At 35.8% G+C, this 15,764-nt stretch carries 19 protein-coding genes; 2 read left to right on the forward strand and 17 right to left on the reverse strand.

Features of this window, described 5'->3' with window-relative positions:
- Window positions 1-56: 56 nt before the first annotated feature.
- From secE to ERK18_RS00370, 12 genes are all read right to left on the reverse strand, one after another.
- Window positions 57-227, reverse strand: a complete 171-nt coding sequence (secE, locus tag ERK18_RS00315) for a preprotein translocase subunit SecE (protein ID WP_045928406.1) — start codon at window positions 225-227, stop codon at window positions 57-59.
- A gap of 3 nt (window positions 228-230) precedes the next feature.
- Window positions 231-380, reverse strand: a complete 150-nt coding sequence (rpmG, locus tag ERK18_RS00320; protein ID WP_187153829.1) for a 50S ribosomal protein L33 — start codon at window positions 378-380, stop codon at window positions 231-233.
- A gap of 178 nt (window positions 381-558) precedes the next feature.
- Entirely contained in the window at window positions 559-777 is a 219-nt protein-coding gene (locus tag ERK18_RS00325) for a P8 family protein (protein WP_045928407.1), read from the reverse strand.
- A 70-nt stretch (window positions 778-847) separates the two neighbouring features.
- The gene (locus ERK18_RS00330) at window positions 848-1,423 is read right to left on the reverse strand and encodes a sigma-70 family RNA polymerase sigma factor (RefSeq protein WP_187153830.1); all 576 of its coding nucleotides are present in this window, start codon (window positions 1,421-1,423) and stop codon (window positions 848-850) included.
- A 210-nt stretch (window positions 1,424-1,633) separates the two neighbouring features.
- On the reverse strand, window positions 1,634-2,389 hold the full coding sequence (rlmB, locus tag ERK18_RS00335) for a 23S rRNA (guanosine(2251)-2'-O)-methyltransferase RlmB (RefSeq protein WP_187153831.1): 756 nt from the start codon (window positions 2,387-2,389) through the stop codon (window positions 1,634-1,636).
- Window positions 2,376-2,801: a Mini-ribonuclease 3 gene (locus ERK18_RS00340; RefSeq protein WP_222710083.1), complete on the reverse strand. Its 426-nt coding sequence runs from the start codon at window positions 2,799-2,801 to the stop codon at window positions 2,376-2,378. The genes rlmB and ERK18_RS00340 overlap by 14 nt, the downstream gene beginning before the upstream one ends.
- A gap of 120 nt (window positions 2,802-2,921) precedes the next feature.
- On the reverse strand, window positions 2,922-3,272 hold the full coding sequence (locus ERK18_RS00345; RefSeq protein ID WP_187153833.1) for a type II toxin-antitoxin system YafQ family toxin: 351 nt from the start codon (window positions 3,270-3,272) through the stop codon (window positions 2,922-2,924).
- Entirely contained in the window at window positions 3,269-3,565 is a 297-nt protein-coding gene (locus tag ERK18_RS00350) for a type II toxin-antitoxin system Phd/YefM family antitoxin (protein WP_261982398.1), read from the reverse strand. The genes ERK18_RS00345 and ERK18_RS00350 overlap by 4 nt, the downstream gene beginning before the upstream one ends.
- A 106-nt stretch (window positions 3,566-3,671) precedes the next feature.
- A complete protein-coding gene (cysS, locus tag ERK18_RS00355) occupies window positions 3,672-5,096 on the reverse strand; it encodes a cysteine--tRNA ligase (RefSeq protein WP_187153835.1) in 1,425 nt (474 codons plus the stop codon).
- Window positions 5,097-5,270: 174 nt separating this feature from the next.
- Window positions 5,271-6,770 (reverse strand): glutamate--tRNA ligase, encoded by a 1,500-nt coding sequence (gene gltX, locus ERK18_RS00360; protein WP_187153836.1) that lies wholly within the window; start codon window positions 6,768-6,770, stop codon window positions 5,271-5,273.
- A gap of 73 nt (window positions 6,771-6,843) precedes the next feature.
- On the reverse strand, window positions 6,844-8,220 hold the full coding sequence (gene radA, locus ERK18_RS00365) for a DNA repair protein RadA (RefSeq protein WP_187153837.1): 1,377 nt from the start codon (window positions 8,218-8,220) through the stop codon (window positions 6,844-6,846).
- Complete coding sequence (locus tag ERK18_RS00370; protein WP_109586566.1) at window positions 8,221-8,772, reverse strand: dCTP deaminase/dUTPase family protein; 552 nt, start codon at window positions 8,770-8,772, stop codon at window positions 8,221-8,223.
- Window positions 8,773-8,880: 108 nt separating this feature from the next.
- Here ERK18_RS00370 and ERK18_RS00375 point away from each other — a divergent pair, with 108 nt between their 5' ends.
- Together ERK18_RS00375 and pepC are read left to right on the forward strand one after the other, a co-directional pair.
- Complete coding sequence (locus tag ERK18_RS00375; RefSeq protein ID WP_187153838.1) at window positions 8,881-9,195, forward strand: hypothetical protein; 315 nt, start codon at window positions 8,881-8,883, stop codon at window positions 9,193-9,195.
- A gap of 128 nt (window positions 9,196-9,323) precedes the next feature.
- On the forward strand, window positions 9,324-10,670 hold the full coding sequence (gene pepC, locus ERK18_RS00380; RefSeq protein WP_187153839.1) for an aminopeptidase C: 1,347 nt from the start codon (window positions 9,324-9,326) through the stop codon (window positions 10,668-10,670).
- Window positions 10,671-10,779: 109 nt separating this feature from the next.
- Here the strand turns inward: pepC and ERK18_RS00385 are convergent, their stop codons facing one another.
- From ERK18_RS00385 to ERK18_RS00405, 5 genes are all read right to left on the reverse strand, one after another.
- Window positions 10,780-11,385 (reverse strand): ATP-binding cassette domain-containing protein, encoded by a 606-nt coding sequence (locus ERK18_RS00385; protein ID WP_187153840.1) that lies wholly within the window; start codon window positions 11,383-11,385, stop codon window positions 10,780-10,782.
- Between the two features lie 9 nt (window positions 11,386-11,394).
- Entirely contained in the window at window positions 11,395-11,979 is a 585-nt protein-coding gene (locus tag ERK18_RS00390) for a hypothetical protein (protein WP_187153841.1), read from the reverse strand.
- 2 nt (window positions 11,980-11,981) lie between these two features.
- Window positions 11,982-12,809 carry a hypothetical protein gene (locus ERK18_RS00395; RefSeq protein ID WP_187153842.1) on the reverse strand — a complete coding sequence of 276 codons (828 nt, stop codon included), beginning with the start codon at window positions 12,807-12,809 and terminating at the stop codon, window positions 11,982-11,984.
- A gap of 167 nt (window positions 12,810-12,976) precedes the next feature.
- Window positions 12,977-14,455 carry a UDP-glucose--hexose-1-phosphate uridylyltransferase gene (locus ERK18_RS00400; protein ID WP_187153843.1) on the reverse strand — a complete coding sequence of 493 codons (1,479 nt, stop codon included), beginning with the start codon at window positions 14,453-14,455 and terminating at the stop codon, window positions 12,977-12,979.
- A 15-nt stretch (window positions 14,456-14,470) separates the two neighbouring features.
- Window positions 14,471-15,634: a galactokinase gene (locus ERK18_RS00405; RefSeq protein ID WP_187153844.1), complete on the reverse strand. Its 1,164-nt coding sequence runs from the start codon at window positions 15,632-15,634 to the stop codon at window positions 14,471-14,473.
- Window positions 15,635-15,764: the final 130 nt, after the last annotated feature.

Here is a 15,764-nt window from a genome sequence, read left to right on the forward strand (position 1 = left end):
CGTCAGAGGACTTTTCTAATTAATATAATTGTACCACAAATCAATCAGCTGCGCTATTACATAACTATTTGTGTAACATTAGTAAATAGCAGATCAAGTAAACCTAAATACGCAGCAAACAAAATCGAGGAAACAATTACGATTGCAGTGTCGTGCCGGTTTTGTTTTGCTGTTGGCCAAGTAACCAGCTTCATTTCCTCAACTACACTCTTAAAGAATTTAACCATAATTTACCTCGTTTCTTTGTGTAATGTCATTTTACCGCAATGCTTACAATATTTTTTCAATTCAAGTCGCTGAGTGCGATTCTTACTTGCAGCGATTGAGTAATTACGAGAGCCGCAAATGCTGCAAGCTAATGATGCTTTTTTCACTGCCATAATCTCACTTCCAAACTATTGTATTTTAGCAAAAATGGCTAACTTAAGCAATTAATTTAATAATTACTTGTAAATCTTACTTATTACATAACAAAAGCAGCTGCTCTTTCAAGCAGCTGCTTAAGAGTGGCCAAACAAATGCGTGACCACAGTGCGTAGAACATTGTATTAGTCGGATTTACTTCTTAAGATTTTCATTAACGAAGGATTCGATTTTATCGTCAGAGTCTTTCAGGAATGGAAGCATAGCTTCTTCCGTCTTAATGGTATCTCTGCCATTCTTTTCCATAAAATAATCCCAAAGGGCATCTCTAACTGGAATATCTGAGTCACTCCAGTCAAAAACTTCTTTCATGTGACGATCCAACAATGCAGTCTTCATAACTTCATCAGCCATCTTAACTACCTCCTAAAATTTATTCTACAATAACAATTATACCGCAATTTCTAGATGTCAACTATAAAAACTAATTGAGCAATGTTTGGCGCATTTTTTGCGCCAGACGTGAGCGTGCTCTTGATAAAGTTAATTTACTAATTTTTAGTTTCTCGATAACATCTTTTTGTTTGATTACACCCAAGCCTACTAACAATGCATTAGCCTCTAAAGTAGACAATCTGCCTGTTAAAATAGCAATATTTTCACTTAAAGGAATTTCTGGTATAGAAACAAATGATTTATTTAATGGCATTAAATTGTTTTTCTTGGCTGTTTCTAGCGAAACTGATTGTTTTAACGCCTGCCTGCGATAGGCATTATCATATCTCACAAGTGAACGTGCATGATTAATCAGTCGTGTTTTAAAATAGCTGCCAAATTTTCCTTTATTTAAGTCAAAACTTTTCGCCGAATCATGACAAATAATCATTGCATCCTGTTCCCAATCTTGGTTGTCATAATAGCGCACGTGATACATGCCTTTCACTTTGTTAATTAATGGCTTATAGCGAAAACATAAGTCTAATAAAGCTTCATCCTCACCATTTTTTATTTGCTTAATAAGTTCCGCCTCACTTTTAATATTTATTCCAGTATTCTTCATTTCATTGCTCCTATTTAAATTTTTATTGAAGAATACAGTAACTAACTAAGCCCAAAAATCGAACCTAAGTTCAAACTCAGCAACTATTTTTTACTGTTAGCTCGGCTGCAACAAAAAACCAAATTTGTTGAAAGCGCATTAAATAAAAAAGAGAATATTACTTTATTTGACCATAAAAATACACTCTGACTAATCAGAGTGTAAGTAAAACTATTTAAGAGGATTGCGGCTGTTAAGCATCTGATAAAGCAAAACGCCTGTCGCAACACTAGCATTCAGTGATTGCACATGACCCACTATAGGTAAAGTCAGCATTTGGTCCATCTGCTCTTTAAGAAGGCGTGAAATTCCTTTGCCTTCATTGCCGATTACCAAAACAGTTTTGCCATTACTGTTCCACAGACGATAATCTGTACCTTTCATATCAGTACCAAAAAGCCAATAGCCACGTTTTTTTAATACCTTCGCAGTTTGCACCAGATTATTTACCCTGGCTACTGGCACGTAATCAATTGCTCCAGTTGAAGTTTTAGCTACAACAGAAGTCAATCCGGTAGCACGTCTTTTAGGAATAATAATGCCATCGACTCCAGTAGCATCTGCTGTTCTCAAAATGGAGCCTAAATTATGAGGATCTTCAATTGAATCAAGCATCAGTAAAAACGGTTCGTGATTGCTGCGGTCAAATTGATCGAGCAGTTGATCCAGATCGGCATATTCAAAACTAGCTACCGTTAAAACTAATCCTTGGTGATTTTCACCTTGAACTAATCTATCAAGTTTGTTTTTGGGTACTGTTTGGACAATTAATCCCTTCTGCTTAGCCAAGGTAAATACTTGATTGGCAAAATTTTCTTTAATACCCTGCTGTAAAAATATTTTGTTGATATGATCGGCATCTTGGGTTTTTAAATAATCCAGTCCTGCATGCCTGCCAAAAACAAAGTCTTTGTCACTTGAAGTCATATTCCTCGATGCCCCCATTTTCAATTGTTTTAATACACCATTCGGTCAGCTGCTTTATACGATCTTTTTTGTTTAAGAGTTCTAAGTATCCCCAAACAGCTTCAAAACCGGTAGATAACTGATAAGTAGCTAAACTGGTATTTTTTGCTTTAGTATAAGTTTTCGAATTGCGACCGCGGTGAAAAGTTGCCACTTCATCTTCAGAAAGCAAATTTTCTTCCTGAAGTTTGGAAATTAATGCTGCCTGCGCTTTGGCCGACACATAATGAGTAGCTCTTCTTTGCAAGACTTGGGGTTTAACAATACCACATTTAATTAAATGCCTCCTAATAAAGATTTCATAAACTGCATCCCCTAGATAAGCTAATGTTTGCCCATTTAAAGTATCCGGATTAACATCATTTTCTATCATTTTTTTAGTTTGATTCACGTAGCCACCTTGTTCCTTTAGGTGTATCTTCAACTGTAATTACCCATTTGCTTGAGTTCCATCACGTAGAGCACCATGATTTTTTTAAATTAATTTTTGAGTCTATTGTTTTTTATATTTTACCGAGCTATCAAGTCCATTAAATAACTTTGAATGGCTACCGACTCTCAATCCAACTACAATTAACTTATTTTCTACAATTCTATATATTACAACAACATTATTACTTTCAACAGGTGCCTTCCCTTTTTCAGGAGTTCGAACATGAAAATCACGATAACCCTCTAAGCGACCAGTTAAAGCATGATCCATAAATTCAGCTGGTAATTGATGATTTTCGCAAAGTAAATCAATGTCAGCCATCACATCATCAATTATTGTTTTATCAATACGAGCTAGTTCTTTTAAATCTTTTTGAAAATCTTTTCTAGGAATAAATCTTAGTCTTTTCATCTCTTAAATTGTTGCCAAAATTCTGTCCAGTTATCCTTATCTATTACAGGATCATTGTCATTCAGTATACCTAATTCAATTAACTTGTCCCTTGCTACAGCGTGATCCGTAGTTCCCTCTTTGGTCTTAGCAAATAATTCCAAATATTCATATTTTTCCAACTTTTTAGTTGAAATAACAGCAACTGCACGATTTTTTGGTCGGGTAATATAAATTGTATCATCATTATCATTTACAAGATCCAAGCAAGATTTAATATTATTTCTAAAATAAGTTTGATTCAGTGTTTCCATATATCTCACCATCACTTTCAACTATAAAAAGTGTACACTATTATGTACACTTTTCCCAGCTTAATGATTCATTGTTATCAAATTAAATCATGCATTTAAATAAATCTTATTCACGTAACCACCTTGTTCCTTGTGGTGTATCTTCTACTGTAATACCCATTTGTTTGAGTTCATCCCGTAACGCATCGCTTTGAGCCCAGTCCCTGTTTTTACGCGCCTCTTCGCGCTTTTTGATCAGCTCTTGGACCTTTTTGTCGTCGCTTTTATTATTAACATTAATTAATTTTTGAACATCTATTCCAAAAATAGCTAACCACTTTATCAACAATTCTAGAGAATTGTTAAGCGCATCTTTATCTGCATTTTTAGCATTAATATTAGCATTTATTTCTGGTAATAAATCGTAAATGGCAGTTAAAGCATTCTGAACATTAAAATCATCATCCATGGCATTAATAAATTTGTGCTGAGTGTCTTGAATTTTATTGACTAAAGTTTCTGACTTTTGGCTCGTTGATCCATCCTTAAGTCGATATTTAAGATTGTTAAGAGTATTTTTAAACCTCTGCAAAATAATTTGCGCTTGTTTTAAATTATCAGTCGAATAATTAATTTGCCTTCTGTACTGAACACTGGCCATAAAGAAGCGCAAGACTTGTGGATCAATTTTTTGCAACAAATCATGTACAGTTACAAAGTTATGCAATGACTTGGACATTTTTTCTGCATCTGCTCCAACTGTAACAAAGCCATTATGCATCCAATAGTGAACAAACGGTTTGCCTGTTGCTGCTTCACTTTGAGCAATTTCATTTTCATGATGAGGAAATTCCAAATCTTGACCACCACCATGAATATCAATTGTTTCACCTAAATATTTTGTAGCCATTACTGAACATTCAATATGCCAACCGGGACGGCCCTTGCCCCAAGGAGAAGCCCAAGCTATTTCATCAGGTTTCTTTTGCTTTTTCCATAAAGCAAAATCTATTGGGTCCTCTTTACGTTTTTGTTCTTCTTCATTAACATGCTCAGAAGCACCCTCTTCAAGCTCTGCAAGATTTTGGCTGCTAAGAGCACCATAATTTTTAAATTTTCTGGTACGATAATAAACATCACCATCTGACTCATAAGCATAACCCTTAGAAATCAGCTTTTGGATAAATTTAATAATTTCGTTGACTTCGTGAGTTGCACGGGGATTTTTAGTTGCCGGCTTAACGTTTAAAGCTGCAATATCTTCACGATATGCTTTAATGTAGCGCTCAGCTAATTCAGGCACAGTAACATTTTCAGCTTTAGCCTCAGCGATCATTTTATCGTCTACGTCAGTAAAATTGGACACAAAATTTACCCTAAAACCGCGAAATTCTAGATAGCGCCTAATGGTGTCGAAAGCAATAACGCTCCTGGCATTACCAATGTGAATATAATTATATACAGTTGGTCCACAAACATACATTGTTACCTGACCTGGGTTTATCGGCTTAAATTCTTCTTTAGTATTAGTTAAAGTGTTGTAAATTTTCACTGTGGCTAACTGACCTTTCTACATTCTAAATCTTATTTTACCAGAAACTTTAATCAATTTTTTCAACCAAAAGTTTACAATCTTGTTTTTTGCCATAATCAGGTTTTGCCTAACTGCAAGTTAAAACAGCGTATTTCTCCCATTCAATAATAGAATAATACGCTGTTTTGATAACTATAAGCCGTTTTCACTCATTTGCTTGAGAGTTAAATCTAAATGCTCTAACACACGCTTTTTGCCTAAAAGCTCCATAGCTTCACCAATTCCTGGTCCCACCATTGATCTGGTAGTAGCAATTCTAATTGGCATGAATAAACGTCTACCTTTAATTCCTGTTGCCTTACGAGTTGCTTGTACAGCATTCATTATTTGAGGAGCAGTAAACCGTGGAATCAAATCAATTTGCTTCTTAAATTCTTCAATTACCGGTCTAGCGTCATCTTTACGAATTTCTTCAATTTCTTTTTCACTTAAGTCTTTAGGAGCATTAAAGAAAATTTTTGCTAGGTCAACGATCTGCTTTGTATATGACATTTGAACAGAATAGATGTTAACTAACTGTCTGACCCACTCCATTTTTTCCGGATTTGGATCTTTTTCAACCAAACCTGCTTCTTGCAAATTATTAAGTGCCAAGTCTAAAAGAGTATCACGATCAGCCTTTTTAATATACTGGTTGTTAATCCACTCCAATTTCTTCTGATCAAAAGCAGCAGGAGAATTAGATAATCTTGCCGGATCAAATTGTTTAATTAACTCACGTTGGCTGAAAATCTCGCTTTCACCAACTGGAGACCAGCCTAATAATGTAATAAAGTTAAACATTGCATCAGGTAGATAACCAAGATCTCTGTATTGCTCAATGAATTGTAAAACAGATTCATCACGCTTTGAAAGTTTTTTACCAGTTTCCGAATTAATAATTAAAGTCATGTGACCAAATTTTGGCGGCTCCCAGCCTAGAGCCTCATAAACTGCTAATTGCTTAGGCGTGTTTGAAACGTGATCATCTCCACGCAAAACGTGAGTAATTTTCATCAGGTGATCATCAATTACCACTGCAAAATTGTAAGTAGGCATGCCATCGCGTTTTTGAATGACAAAATCGCCACCGATAGTATCAGACTCAAAACTAAGATGACCCTTAACAATATCATCCCAAGAATATGTTTCCATTTCAGGAATATGGATACGAACAACAGGCTTTAAGCCCTTTGCCTTTGCCTGCTCTTGCTTTTCAGCAATCTCATCTGCTGTCATTCCTTCATATTCATACGTGTAATGAGGTGCAATGCCCATTGCACGTTGTTCTTCACGCTGCTCTTCTAATTCTTCCTCAGTTTTATAAGAGTAATAAGCTTTACCTTCATCAACCAGCTGCTTAATGTACTTGTTATAGATGTCTTTTCGTTCAGATTGACGATATGGACCATAATCGCCACCCTTGTCAGGACCTTCATCCCAATCAATACCAAGCCAGTGCAAGTTTTCCATTTGCGACTCTGAACCGCCTGCAACATTACGCTTCTGGTCAGTATCCTCAATTCTCAAAACAAAAGTTCCCTTATTATGACGCGCAAATAAATAATTAAATAGCGCAGTTCGTGCATTTCCAATGTGTAAGTGCCCTGTTGGACTTGGGGCATATCTTACCCGAATTTTTTGTTTAGCCAAAATTCATGCCTCTTTCAAAAGTAAATATAAACAATTTAAGTTTACGCGTAATAGAAAAAAAGTTCAATGTTCGTTAGCCTAAAACTAGTTTTAAGGCTTGCGGAATACTTGAAATGGGAATAACTTCAATTCCAGCATTCTTTAGACTTGCGCGCATATTGTGCTTCGGAATAAAAATACGCTTAAAACCGGTTTTAGCAGCTTCTTTAATACGTGCATCTATTTGGTTGACGCGTCTGACCTCACCAGTCAAGCCAACTTCACCAACAAAACAATCAGTTGGCAAAATTTCCTGATTTTTATAACTTGATGCGATAGCCATGACGACAGCTAAGTCAACTGCCGGTTCGTTCAAGCGAATTCCACCAGTAGCAGTTAAATATACATCCTGATTTTGCAACATCAAGTTGCCTCGTTTTTCTAGAACAGCCAGCAATAATCCCGCTCGATTATAGTCAATGCCCGAAGTAGTTCTTTTGGCATAACCAAAAGCTGTGGGCGTAACCAAAGCCTGAATTTCTGCCAAAATAGGTCTTGTTCCTTCAAGAGAGACAACAATCGCGGAACCAGTAGATTTGGGCAACCGTTCATCTAAAAATATAGCTGAAGGATTAGTAACTTCTTTTAAACCTTTATTAACCATTTCAAACATGCCTATTTCATTAGCAGCACCAAATCTGTTTTTCACAGAATGTAAAATACGGTAGGCATGGTGTTCATCACCCTCAAAATAAAGAACGGTATCTACCATGTGCTCTAGGATTTTAGGACCGGCAATCGCACCTTCTTTTGTCACGTGCCCAATAACAAAAACGGTAATCGCATCCATTTTGGCAATCTTCATTAGTTCACTAGTAACTTCTCTTACCTGTGAAGCTGATCCCGTCATTGAATCTAAGCTTGGTTCATTCATTGTCTGAATTGAGTCAATGACAACAAAATCGGGCTCTAGCTCGGAAATTTGTTGGCGAATGTCTTCCATGTCTGTTTCAGGATAAAGCATCATATCATTAGCTGGCAGTCCTAAACGGTCAGCCCGTAGCTTAATCTGATTGGCTGATTCTTCCCCCGAAACATACAGCACTTTATATTGATTTGCAAGTTCGCTCATAATTTGCAACATTAAAGTTGACTTGCCAATGCCAGGGTCGCCGCCAATCAAAACTAATGAACCTGGAACAATACCTCCGCCTAAAACTCTGTTGAGCTCTTCCATACTGGTTTGTACACGTTCTTCTTTTTCTGCCTTAACATTTTCCAATTTAACCGGTTCACTAATTCCGGTTTTCTTGATAAGCCTGCTGGGACTGCCTTTAGTTGAACGGTTTTGCACTGCTTCAGTTTCTTTTTCAAACTGATTCCAAGCGCCGCAATTGGGACAGCGCCCTAAATAACTAGCAGAAATGTAACCACAAGAACGACATTTATACTTTGTTTTTAGTTTTGCCATTTAGCTTCCCTTCTTATTTGTGGAACCAAAGCCATTTATTCTTTGTCTGTCAATAGGCACATCATTATCAGTTTTTAAATAATGAACAAAAATTCCCTGACCGATTCGGTCACCTTGATGAATCTGAATAGGTCTTACCCCATAGTTAATTAATTGAACAAAGATCTCGCCTTCATTGGCATCATTATTATAATAATCGGAATCAATGACACCAACCCCATTTGGCAATGCAAGGTTTCTTTTAAAAGTATTTGATGACCGATTTGCCAGCAATAATACCTCGTCCTCAGGCATATATGCTTTCACTCCTGTGGGAATTAAAAAAGGTTTAAGGACATGTTCAGCCATTTCATAATCTTGTTCGTATAGTTGGTGACCATTACGAATCAACCTAAAAATACGGACAAAATTAAGCCGCCAAATACTGGGAATTAATACATCTTTTGCTGCAGCTAAATCATAGCCTGCACTGGCAATCGTTTGTCTTCTTGGTAAAGTAACATTTTTATTTTTATATTTAGATACAATTTCAAAGCCCCGAATCTTTTCCATGTTATCTCCTTTAAAACTTTTAAACACTATTTTACATTAAATTGCAGATATTATCTGAAATCTTATATAATTAGGTACGTAAAATTTTTACTTTTGAAGGGAGAATAAATGTTTAATGTAGATGATCCTCACCAATTTTTTCGCGAAGACGATGATAATGGGGAAATGGTTTATAGCTGGACAATGGATAAAATTGAGCGTAAAGATGCTACAGTTTGGATTATGAATCACTTTTTCATCAATCCCAAAATGGATAGCAAAAAGATTTTACATGATCAAATGAAAATAGTAATGTTTATTGCTCAAAAATCTCATCTACCTGTTTGGCCGCTTGATCCTTTAGTTATTAACTACTTTAATGAGCATCCAGATTTTGAATCAATTTGGTATCACAAACCAAGTCCAAAAAACGGTTCTCTCTAGTATTGAAAGATTAAATAGATAAAGTAAAAACAAATACTTTTTTAACAATAATTAAATTTTCAGAGATAGACTACTTCAGCCGGATAAGCTAAAATAGTATTAATTTGTTTAAGGAGGATCTATTTAATATGACAAAAGAAATTACAAGTGCAGCCATTGATGATTTCACAAAAGATTTGGCGAATCACTCTGGTATTAATATTGCCAGTCATGCTGCCCAAGAAAATGGCATCTATAAGGCTAGTCAAAACCTGCAATCTAAGATTGATTTAACACCAACCTTTTCAGTAGAAATTGATACTGGCAAGCCTGCTGATCAAAAGCAGTCCGGTCGTTGCTGGATGTTCTCTGCATTGAATACTATGCGCCACCCAATCCAAAAGGAATATAAGATTAAGGATTTTGAATTATCACAAAATTACACTAATTTCTGGGATAAATTTGAAAAATCAAACTTTTTCTTTGAAAATGTGATTGCTTCAGCCAAGAAACCACTAGGTGACCGTAAAGTTAGCTTCTTGTTTGCAACACCACAACAAGACGGTGGTCAATGGGATATGCTTTGTGGACTAGTAGAGAAATACGGAATCGTACCTAAGTCAGTTTATCCAGAAACAGCTAATTCCAATAATTCAAGTGCTTTAAATGATACTTTGAATACCCTTTTGCGTAAAGATGGCTTAGAATTACGCAATTTAGTTAACGCCGGCAAGTCAGAAGATGAAGTTGAGCAACGCAAGAATGACTTTTTAAACGAAGTCTTCCGCATTTTGGCTATTTCATTAGGAGTTCCGCCAAAGAAATTTGACTTTGAATATAAAGATGATGATGGTAATTATCACCGTGAAGCAGGAATTACGCCTAAGGAGTTCTTTGATAAATTCATAGGCATGAATTTGGAAGATCACGTTTCAATCATTAATTCACCTACAGATGATAAACCATATCATAAAGTTTTTTCCGTTGAGTACTTAGGTAATGTTGTTGGTGGTCGGCAAGTTCGCCATCTTAACGTCAAAATTTCTGAAATGAAAGATTTGATTATTAAACAACTTAAAGCTGGAGAAGTTGTTTGGTTTGGTTCAAATGTTGGTAAAGATTCAGAAAGACAACTTGGTTTGCTAGATACAGATATTTACAAGCGTGATGAGCTATTTGACGTTGACTTTTCAATGTCAAAAGCAGATATGCTTGATTCCAGTGAAAGTATGATGGATCACGCTATGGTTATCACTGGTGTTGACTTAGTTGATGACAAGCCTACTAAATGGAAGATTGAAAACTCTTGGGGAGAAAAGCCTGGCTTTAAAGGTTACTTTGTAATGAGCGATTCCTGGTTTGACAGTTTTGTTTACCAAGCAGTTATCAACAAGAAATTCTTACCTGATGACTTAAAGAAAGCTTTTGATGAAGGTGCTAAAGACCCAATTCAATTATTACCTTGGGATCCAATGGGCGCTTTGGCTTTTAAATAAAATTATTATTTCTGTTCAAAAAGTTAAATATTAAAAAGCATTGAGAAATTAAGTGGTTATATCGCCTAGCAATTTTCCCAGTGCTTTTTTATACGCTTTGAATAAGTATTTAAAGTTGTTTTTCCTGTAGTATTCCCCGCTGCAATACGAATTGACGATCATATTTAAGTTCATTAATTTGATCATGGCTAGCAACTACAACGATTTTATTTTGCTGTTTTAATTTTTTTAGCAGGGCCACAAATAAGCTAATGCTCTCTTGATCAATTCCACGAGTTGGCTCATCAAGCAAAATGACATTTTGGTTTTCCATCACAGCTTGAATAATACCTACCTTTTGTCTCATACCGACAGAATAGTTAGCTATGGGTTCTGGATCATCAGGATCAAGCATAAAATGCCTTAGTAAATCCCTAACTATTTTCTCATTAAACCGTTTATTAAGATTAGCCAGAAAATGAAGATTGGACATGGCCGATTCATATTCTAAAAAATCAGGATTTTCAATTAACGCGCCTACAACATCATTTTCACCCAGCCTAATTTCACCGCTGTCTGCCTTTAATAAACCGGTAATAATTTTAAAAATGGTGGACTTCCCAGAACCATTAATACCTGAGATATGAATCAGCTCACCAGGTTTAGCTAGCAAAGATACGTTTTTTAAAACCAGCTTCTGACCGAAAGACTTTTTTATTTGCCTAAGCTCTAACATTATTTCTCCTTAAAAGCCACCATAAATTTCATGAATAGCCCGATATAATTCGTCATACAAAGGACTATAACTAACCAAAATATTCTTCTCTATATAGTAATGGTAAATTAAGTCTATGAGTATGACTATTAACAATAATAAATATGGTCTATGCCAGTTGTAGCCTCCAACTAGGAACCAAAGCAGAAGTAAAAAAACAAGCACATGCAGTATTATGAGTTCAGTGCCCAAAATAGGGCTGCCAAATTTAAATAGAGGGTAACTAGTTAATAAATAGGGACCAAATAATCCTAATACAAATAATAAGCAATAAATTGCAGCCAGTACCATTAAGTGAAACATCATCCACTTATTCTTTCTTCTCACCGTTACAAATACGTTGATGTTGCGAAAAGTAAGTACCTGCTTATAAAATAGCAAGAAGACCGCTGGTTGCAAATACAGTGATACCATGTGAAAATTGAGATATTCATTTGGCAATTCCATAGTTTCTGGTGAACTTGTTTTTATCAGAATAATGCTTCCTATTAATCCTATAAAAAATATGATAAAACCAATTAAAACAAGTCTGCGGGATATTCGCTTTAAACGCATAATCAGCCCAGCCTTCTTTTCTGCTGCTGCCATAATTTAATTAGGTAAGCCGCAAATAACAAATAAAGCAGCGCCACTACCATAAAAAGCAAATAGGAATTAATCGGCGGCAAGTGGGATCCTAACGCAAACTGTCCCGGTGCAAGTACAGCAAATGGAAACCACGAATACGAGACAAAAAGCAAAAATTTATTGCCCATGGATATTAAAATTGACAATAAAGTCAGACCTAAACCCACACACGGACCTAAAACTAAATAAATACTATTTTTTGAAACAAAAAGACCAATGCTGAAAATTAAAATAGCAAAAATACCCCAACCAACAGCAGCTAAAGTAACATACGAACATAAATCGATCAGCTGGTTAGTAGAAAAATATCCTGGTCTGGCACCAATATATAATTTTAGAGGTCTGGTTTTAAAGAAAACCGGATAATAAAATACACTAATCAATGCTAACTGGTAGATATTAGTTATTAAAGAAAAAAGAAATCCAACAATAAAGGAGTTAATGACCCCGGTTTTCAGAAATTTATGATAGCCGACTCTTTGCTGAACAGCGCCGAACATATTATTATTTTTAAAATAGATTAGGAGACCTGTTCCAAAAGTGGGAACGAATGCCAACATCATAACTAAACTTATGATATTTTCATTCCAGCCATTCGGTTGAATGGAAAAGAAAAGCATTACAGAAATGTCAACTGCTTTGCCGTTTGTTGGAATTAATCCTGCCCCATCTTTAGCAGCCGTTACAAATTGCCAGGTAATCAAAAGAAGATAAATAATTAAAATAATCAGAACAAATTTTTTGGTTCGGCTTAGCATTTGCACCATCCTCATAATAATATATCTTTGAATACTATATCAGATATAACATTAATTATCAAATAAATGGTGTGCCAAAAAAGTTACAAAAAATTCACCTATTTTTTATAGGAAATTGTCTTATTTTTGCTTTTGCACATATGGATCTTTTAAACAAAAGCCAAAATTTAATTTAGCCCGACCTCCTTAACAAAACGCATAAAGGCTGCTTTACCATCAGCTGTTTGCTTGAAAACTCCTGCATCTTCTAAAACACGAGCAAAAATGAAACCCAATTCTTTTTGCAAAATCTGATCTGCATTTTCACTAGTTATTTCATACTTGCTTTTAATTTTCTTAGCCCAGTCAAGGTGGATTGGTGCAATTCTGTTAGGCTGGTCAAGCAAAAATTTTTTAACCTCAAGAAACTCTGGCTTCAAGCGCGGCGGAAAAACCGCTAATCCCATTACTTCAATTAAGCCGATATTTTCCTTTTTAATGTGTTGTACATCAGCATGGGGATGGAAAATTCCATCAGGATATTTATCTGAAGTCTGATTGTCTCTGAGAACTAAATCAAGTTCATAAGTTTGTCCATGTAAACGAGCAATTGGGGTAATAGTATGGTGGGGGATATTGTCCGTAAATGCCCGGACTGCTACTTTTTCATCACTATAATTGCGCCAGTTTATTAAAATTTTATTTGCTAATTTGATCAAACTATTTTTATTCAGACCGCTTAAACGGATTACAGACATGGGCCACTTGACAATACCCGCTTTGACATCATCAAATCCCTTAAAGTTAAGTTCTTTAACAATTGGTGCTTTCTCCATCGGAAAGCGATGCTTGCCGCCCTGATAATGTTCGTGTGCTAAAATCGAGCCGCCCACAATTGGCAAGTCCGCATTGCTACCAACAAAATAACCTGGGAATTTAGCAACAATTTCCAGCAAATTGGCAAAAGTTTGTTTATTGATTACCATTGGCTCATGCTTTGGCGCTAAGAAAATGCAGTGCTCATTAAAATATGCATAAGGGGAATATTGAAAACCCCAAGTTTCATCTCCTAAATGAAAGCGAATGATACGGTGATTGGTACGCGCAGGATAATTTACATGACCTAGGTAGCCCTCATTCTCCATACACAACTGACACTTTGGGTATGATTTTACTTTGGCGCTTTTGGCTGCAGCAATTTCTTTGGGATCCTTTTCCGGTTTGGAAAGATTAATTGTAATTTCAAGATCACCATATTTACTTGCTGTTGTAAAATAAATATTTTTTGCAATAGCTCTAGTTTTAATATAATTACTATCTTTACCCAATTGGTAAAAATCAGCTATCGCTTTTTGTGGGGAATGCTCATAAGTTTGCCAAAAGTTGTGATTAACAACGCTTGGTCTGGGGACAATCAAATTCATTAATTGTGCATCGAGGACATCTTTGGCGGAATTATTGGCCAAGCACTTCCCTGAATTTTGGGCAGCCTGAATTAACTCGTCTTTAAGATTCAATAGATCTTCCCTACTGGTTGTTACCTTTCTAGCTTCATCGCCTACAAGGGCCAAAATTCTATTTCTCAAATAAATACGATCAAGTTCTGTAAAATCGCTGTGGGCAATAACTTGCGTAATGAAATTCTCAATTAGATTCGTTTTATCCATCTCAACTTTCCAACATCATAAAACTTTTGTGCCATCAGCTGTTTCTGCAATATAAAATGAAGGTAAATAGCCAATCTTTTCTTGATAAATATCAGCGACATTCTTTTTAAAAGCAGCAACCTCATTTTTGGCAACCAAAGCTATTGCACAGCCGCCAAAACCGGCACCAGTCATTCTCGCACCTAAGACACCAGATTGTTTCCAGGCTGTATGAACTAAAGTATCGAGTTCTTTACCAGTAACTTCATAGTCATATTCTAAAGAAATATGTGATGCATTCATTAAGTGACCAAACTCATTCAAATCACCCTTTTGCAGTGCTTTTTCAGCATTTAATGTCCGTTCATTTTCCCAGACTGCGTGACGACAGCGTTTCAGCAGGTTTTCTGTTGGCAAAAGATAACTATTTTCATCAAAAGCTAAACTATCCAATTCACCAAGCGACTTAATTGACAGTTTCTCCTGCAAAAAGTGCAGACCTTTTTCACATTCTGCTCTGCGCTCATTATATTTTGAGTCCGCTAAGGTCCGCTTTTTGTTAGTGTTCATAATAACAATAACATTATCTTTCAAGTCAAGGGGTACCAGCTCAGACGCCACCCTTTCGGTATCAAGCAAAATGGCATGATCCTTTTTACTCATTGCTACAGCATATTGATCCATAATGCCCGAGTTAACACCAATAAATTCATTTTCGGTCTTAACTCCCATTTTAACAATTTCCAATTTAGTAAAAGACAGATGGAATTGATCCTGCAATAAAATGCCAATTAACATTTCTAATGCTGCAGATGAGGACAAACCGGCACCATCAGGAATATTGCCATTAATGTAAATGTTAAGGCCATGTTCAATCTTTGCCCCATTTTCGAGCATAAAATGGAGCATTCCCTTAGCATAATTTGCCCAAGAATCTTCTTTGGCAAACTGCAACTGGTGCATATCAGTTTCAACTACTCCCATATTGGCAAAATTAGCTGAATAAAAACAAAATCTTTCATCTGTTCGAGAACTGGCTGCACCATAAATTCCTAAAGAAATTGCACAAGGGAAAACATGGCCACCATTATAGTCAGTATGCTCACCAATTAAGTTAATTCTACCAGGCGAAAAATAACAGCCGGTTGGTTCTTGGTGATAAATATTACTAAATTCTTGTTTGAGTTCTTTAATTTTCATTTTTATCTGTTCCTTTTTAAAAGCGCTATCAAAAGTCAATAAATTTATTATACTTCTTTTTTTATTACCAGCAATGCCCGTCCAAAAAGTAAGAACAAACTAAAAGAGTTTCACATCAACATGAAACTCT

This window comes from Lactobacillus kimbladii, assembly GCF_014323605.1.
Classification (GTDB): Bacteria; Bacillota; Bacilli; order Lactobacillales; family Lactobacillaceae; genus Lactobacillus; species Lactobacillus kimbladii_B.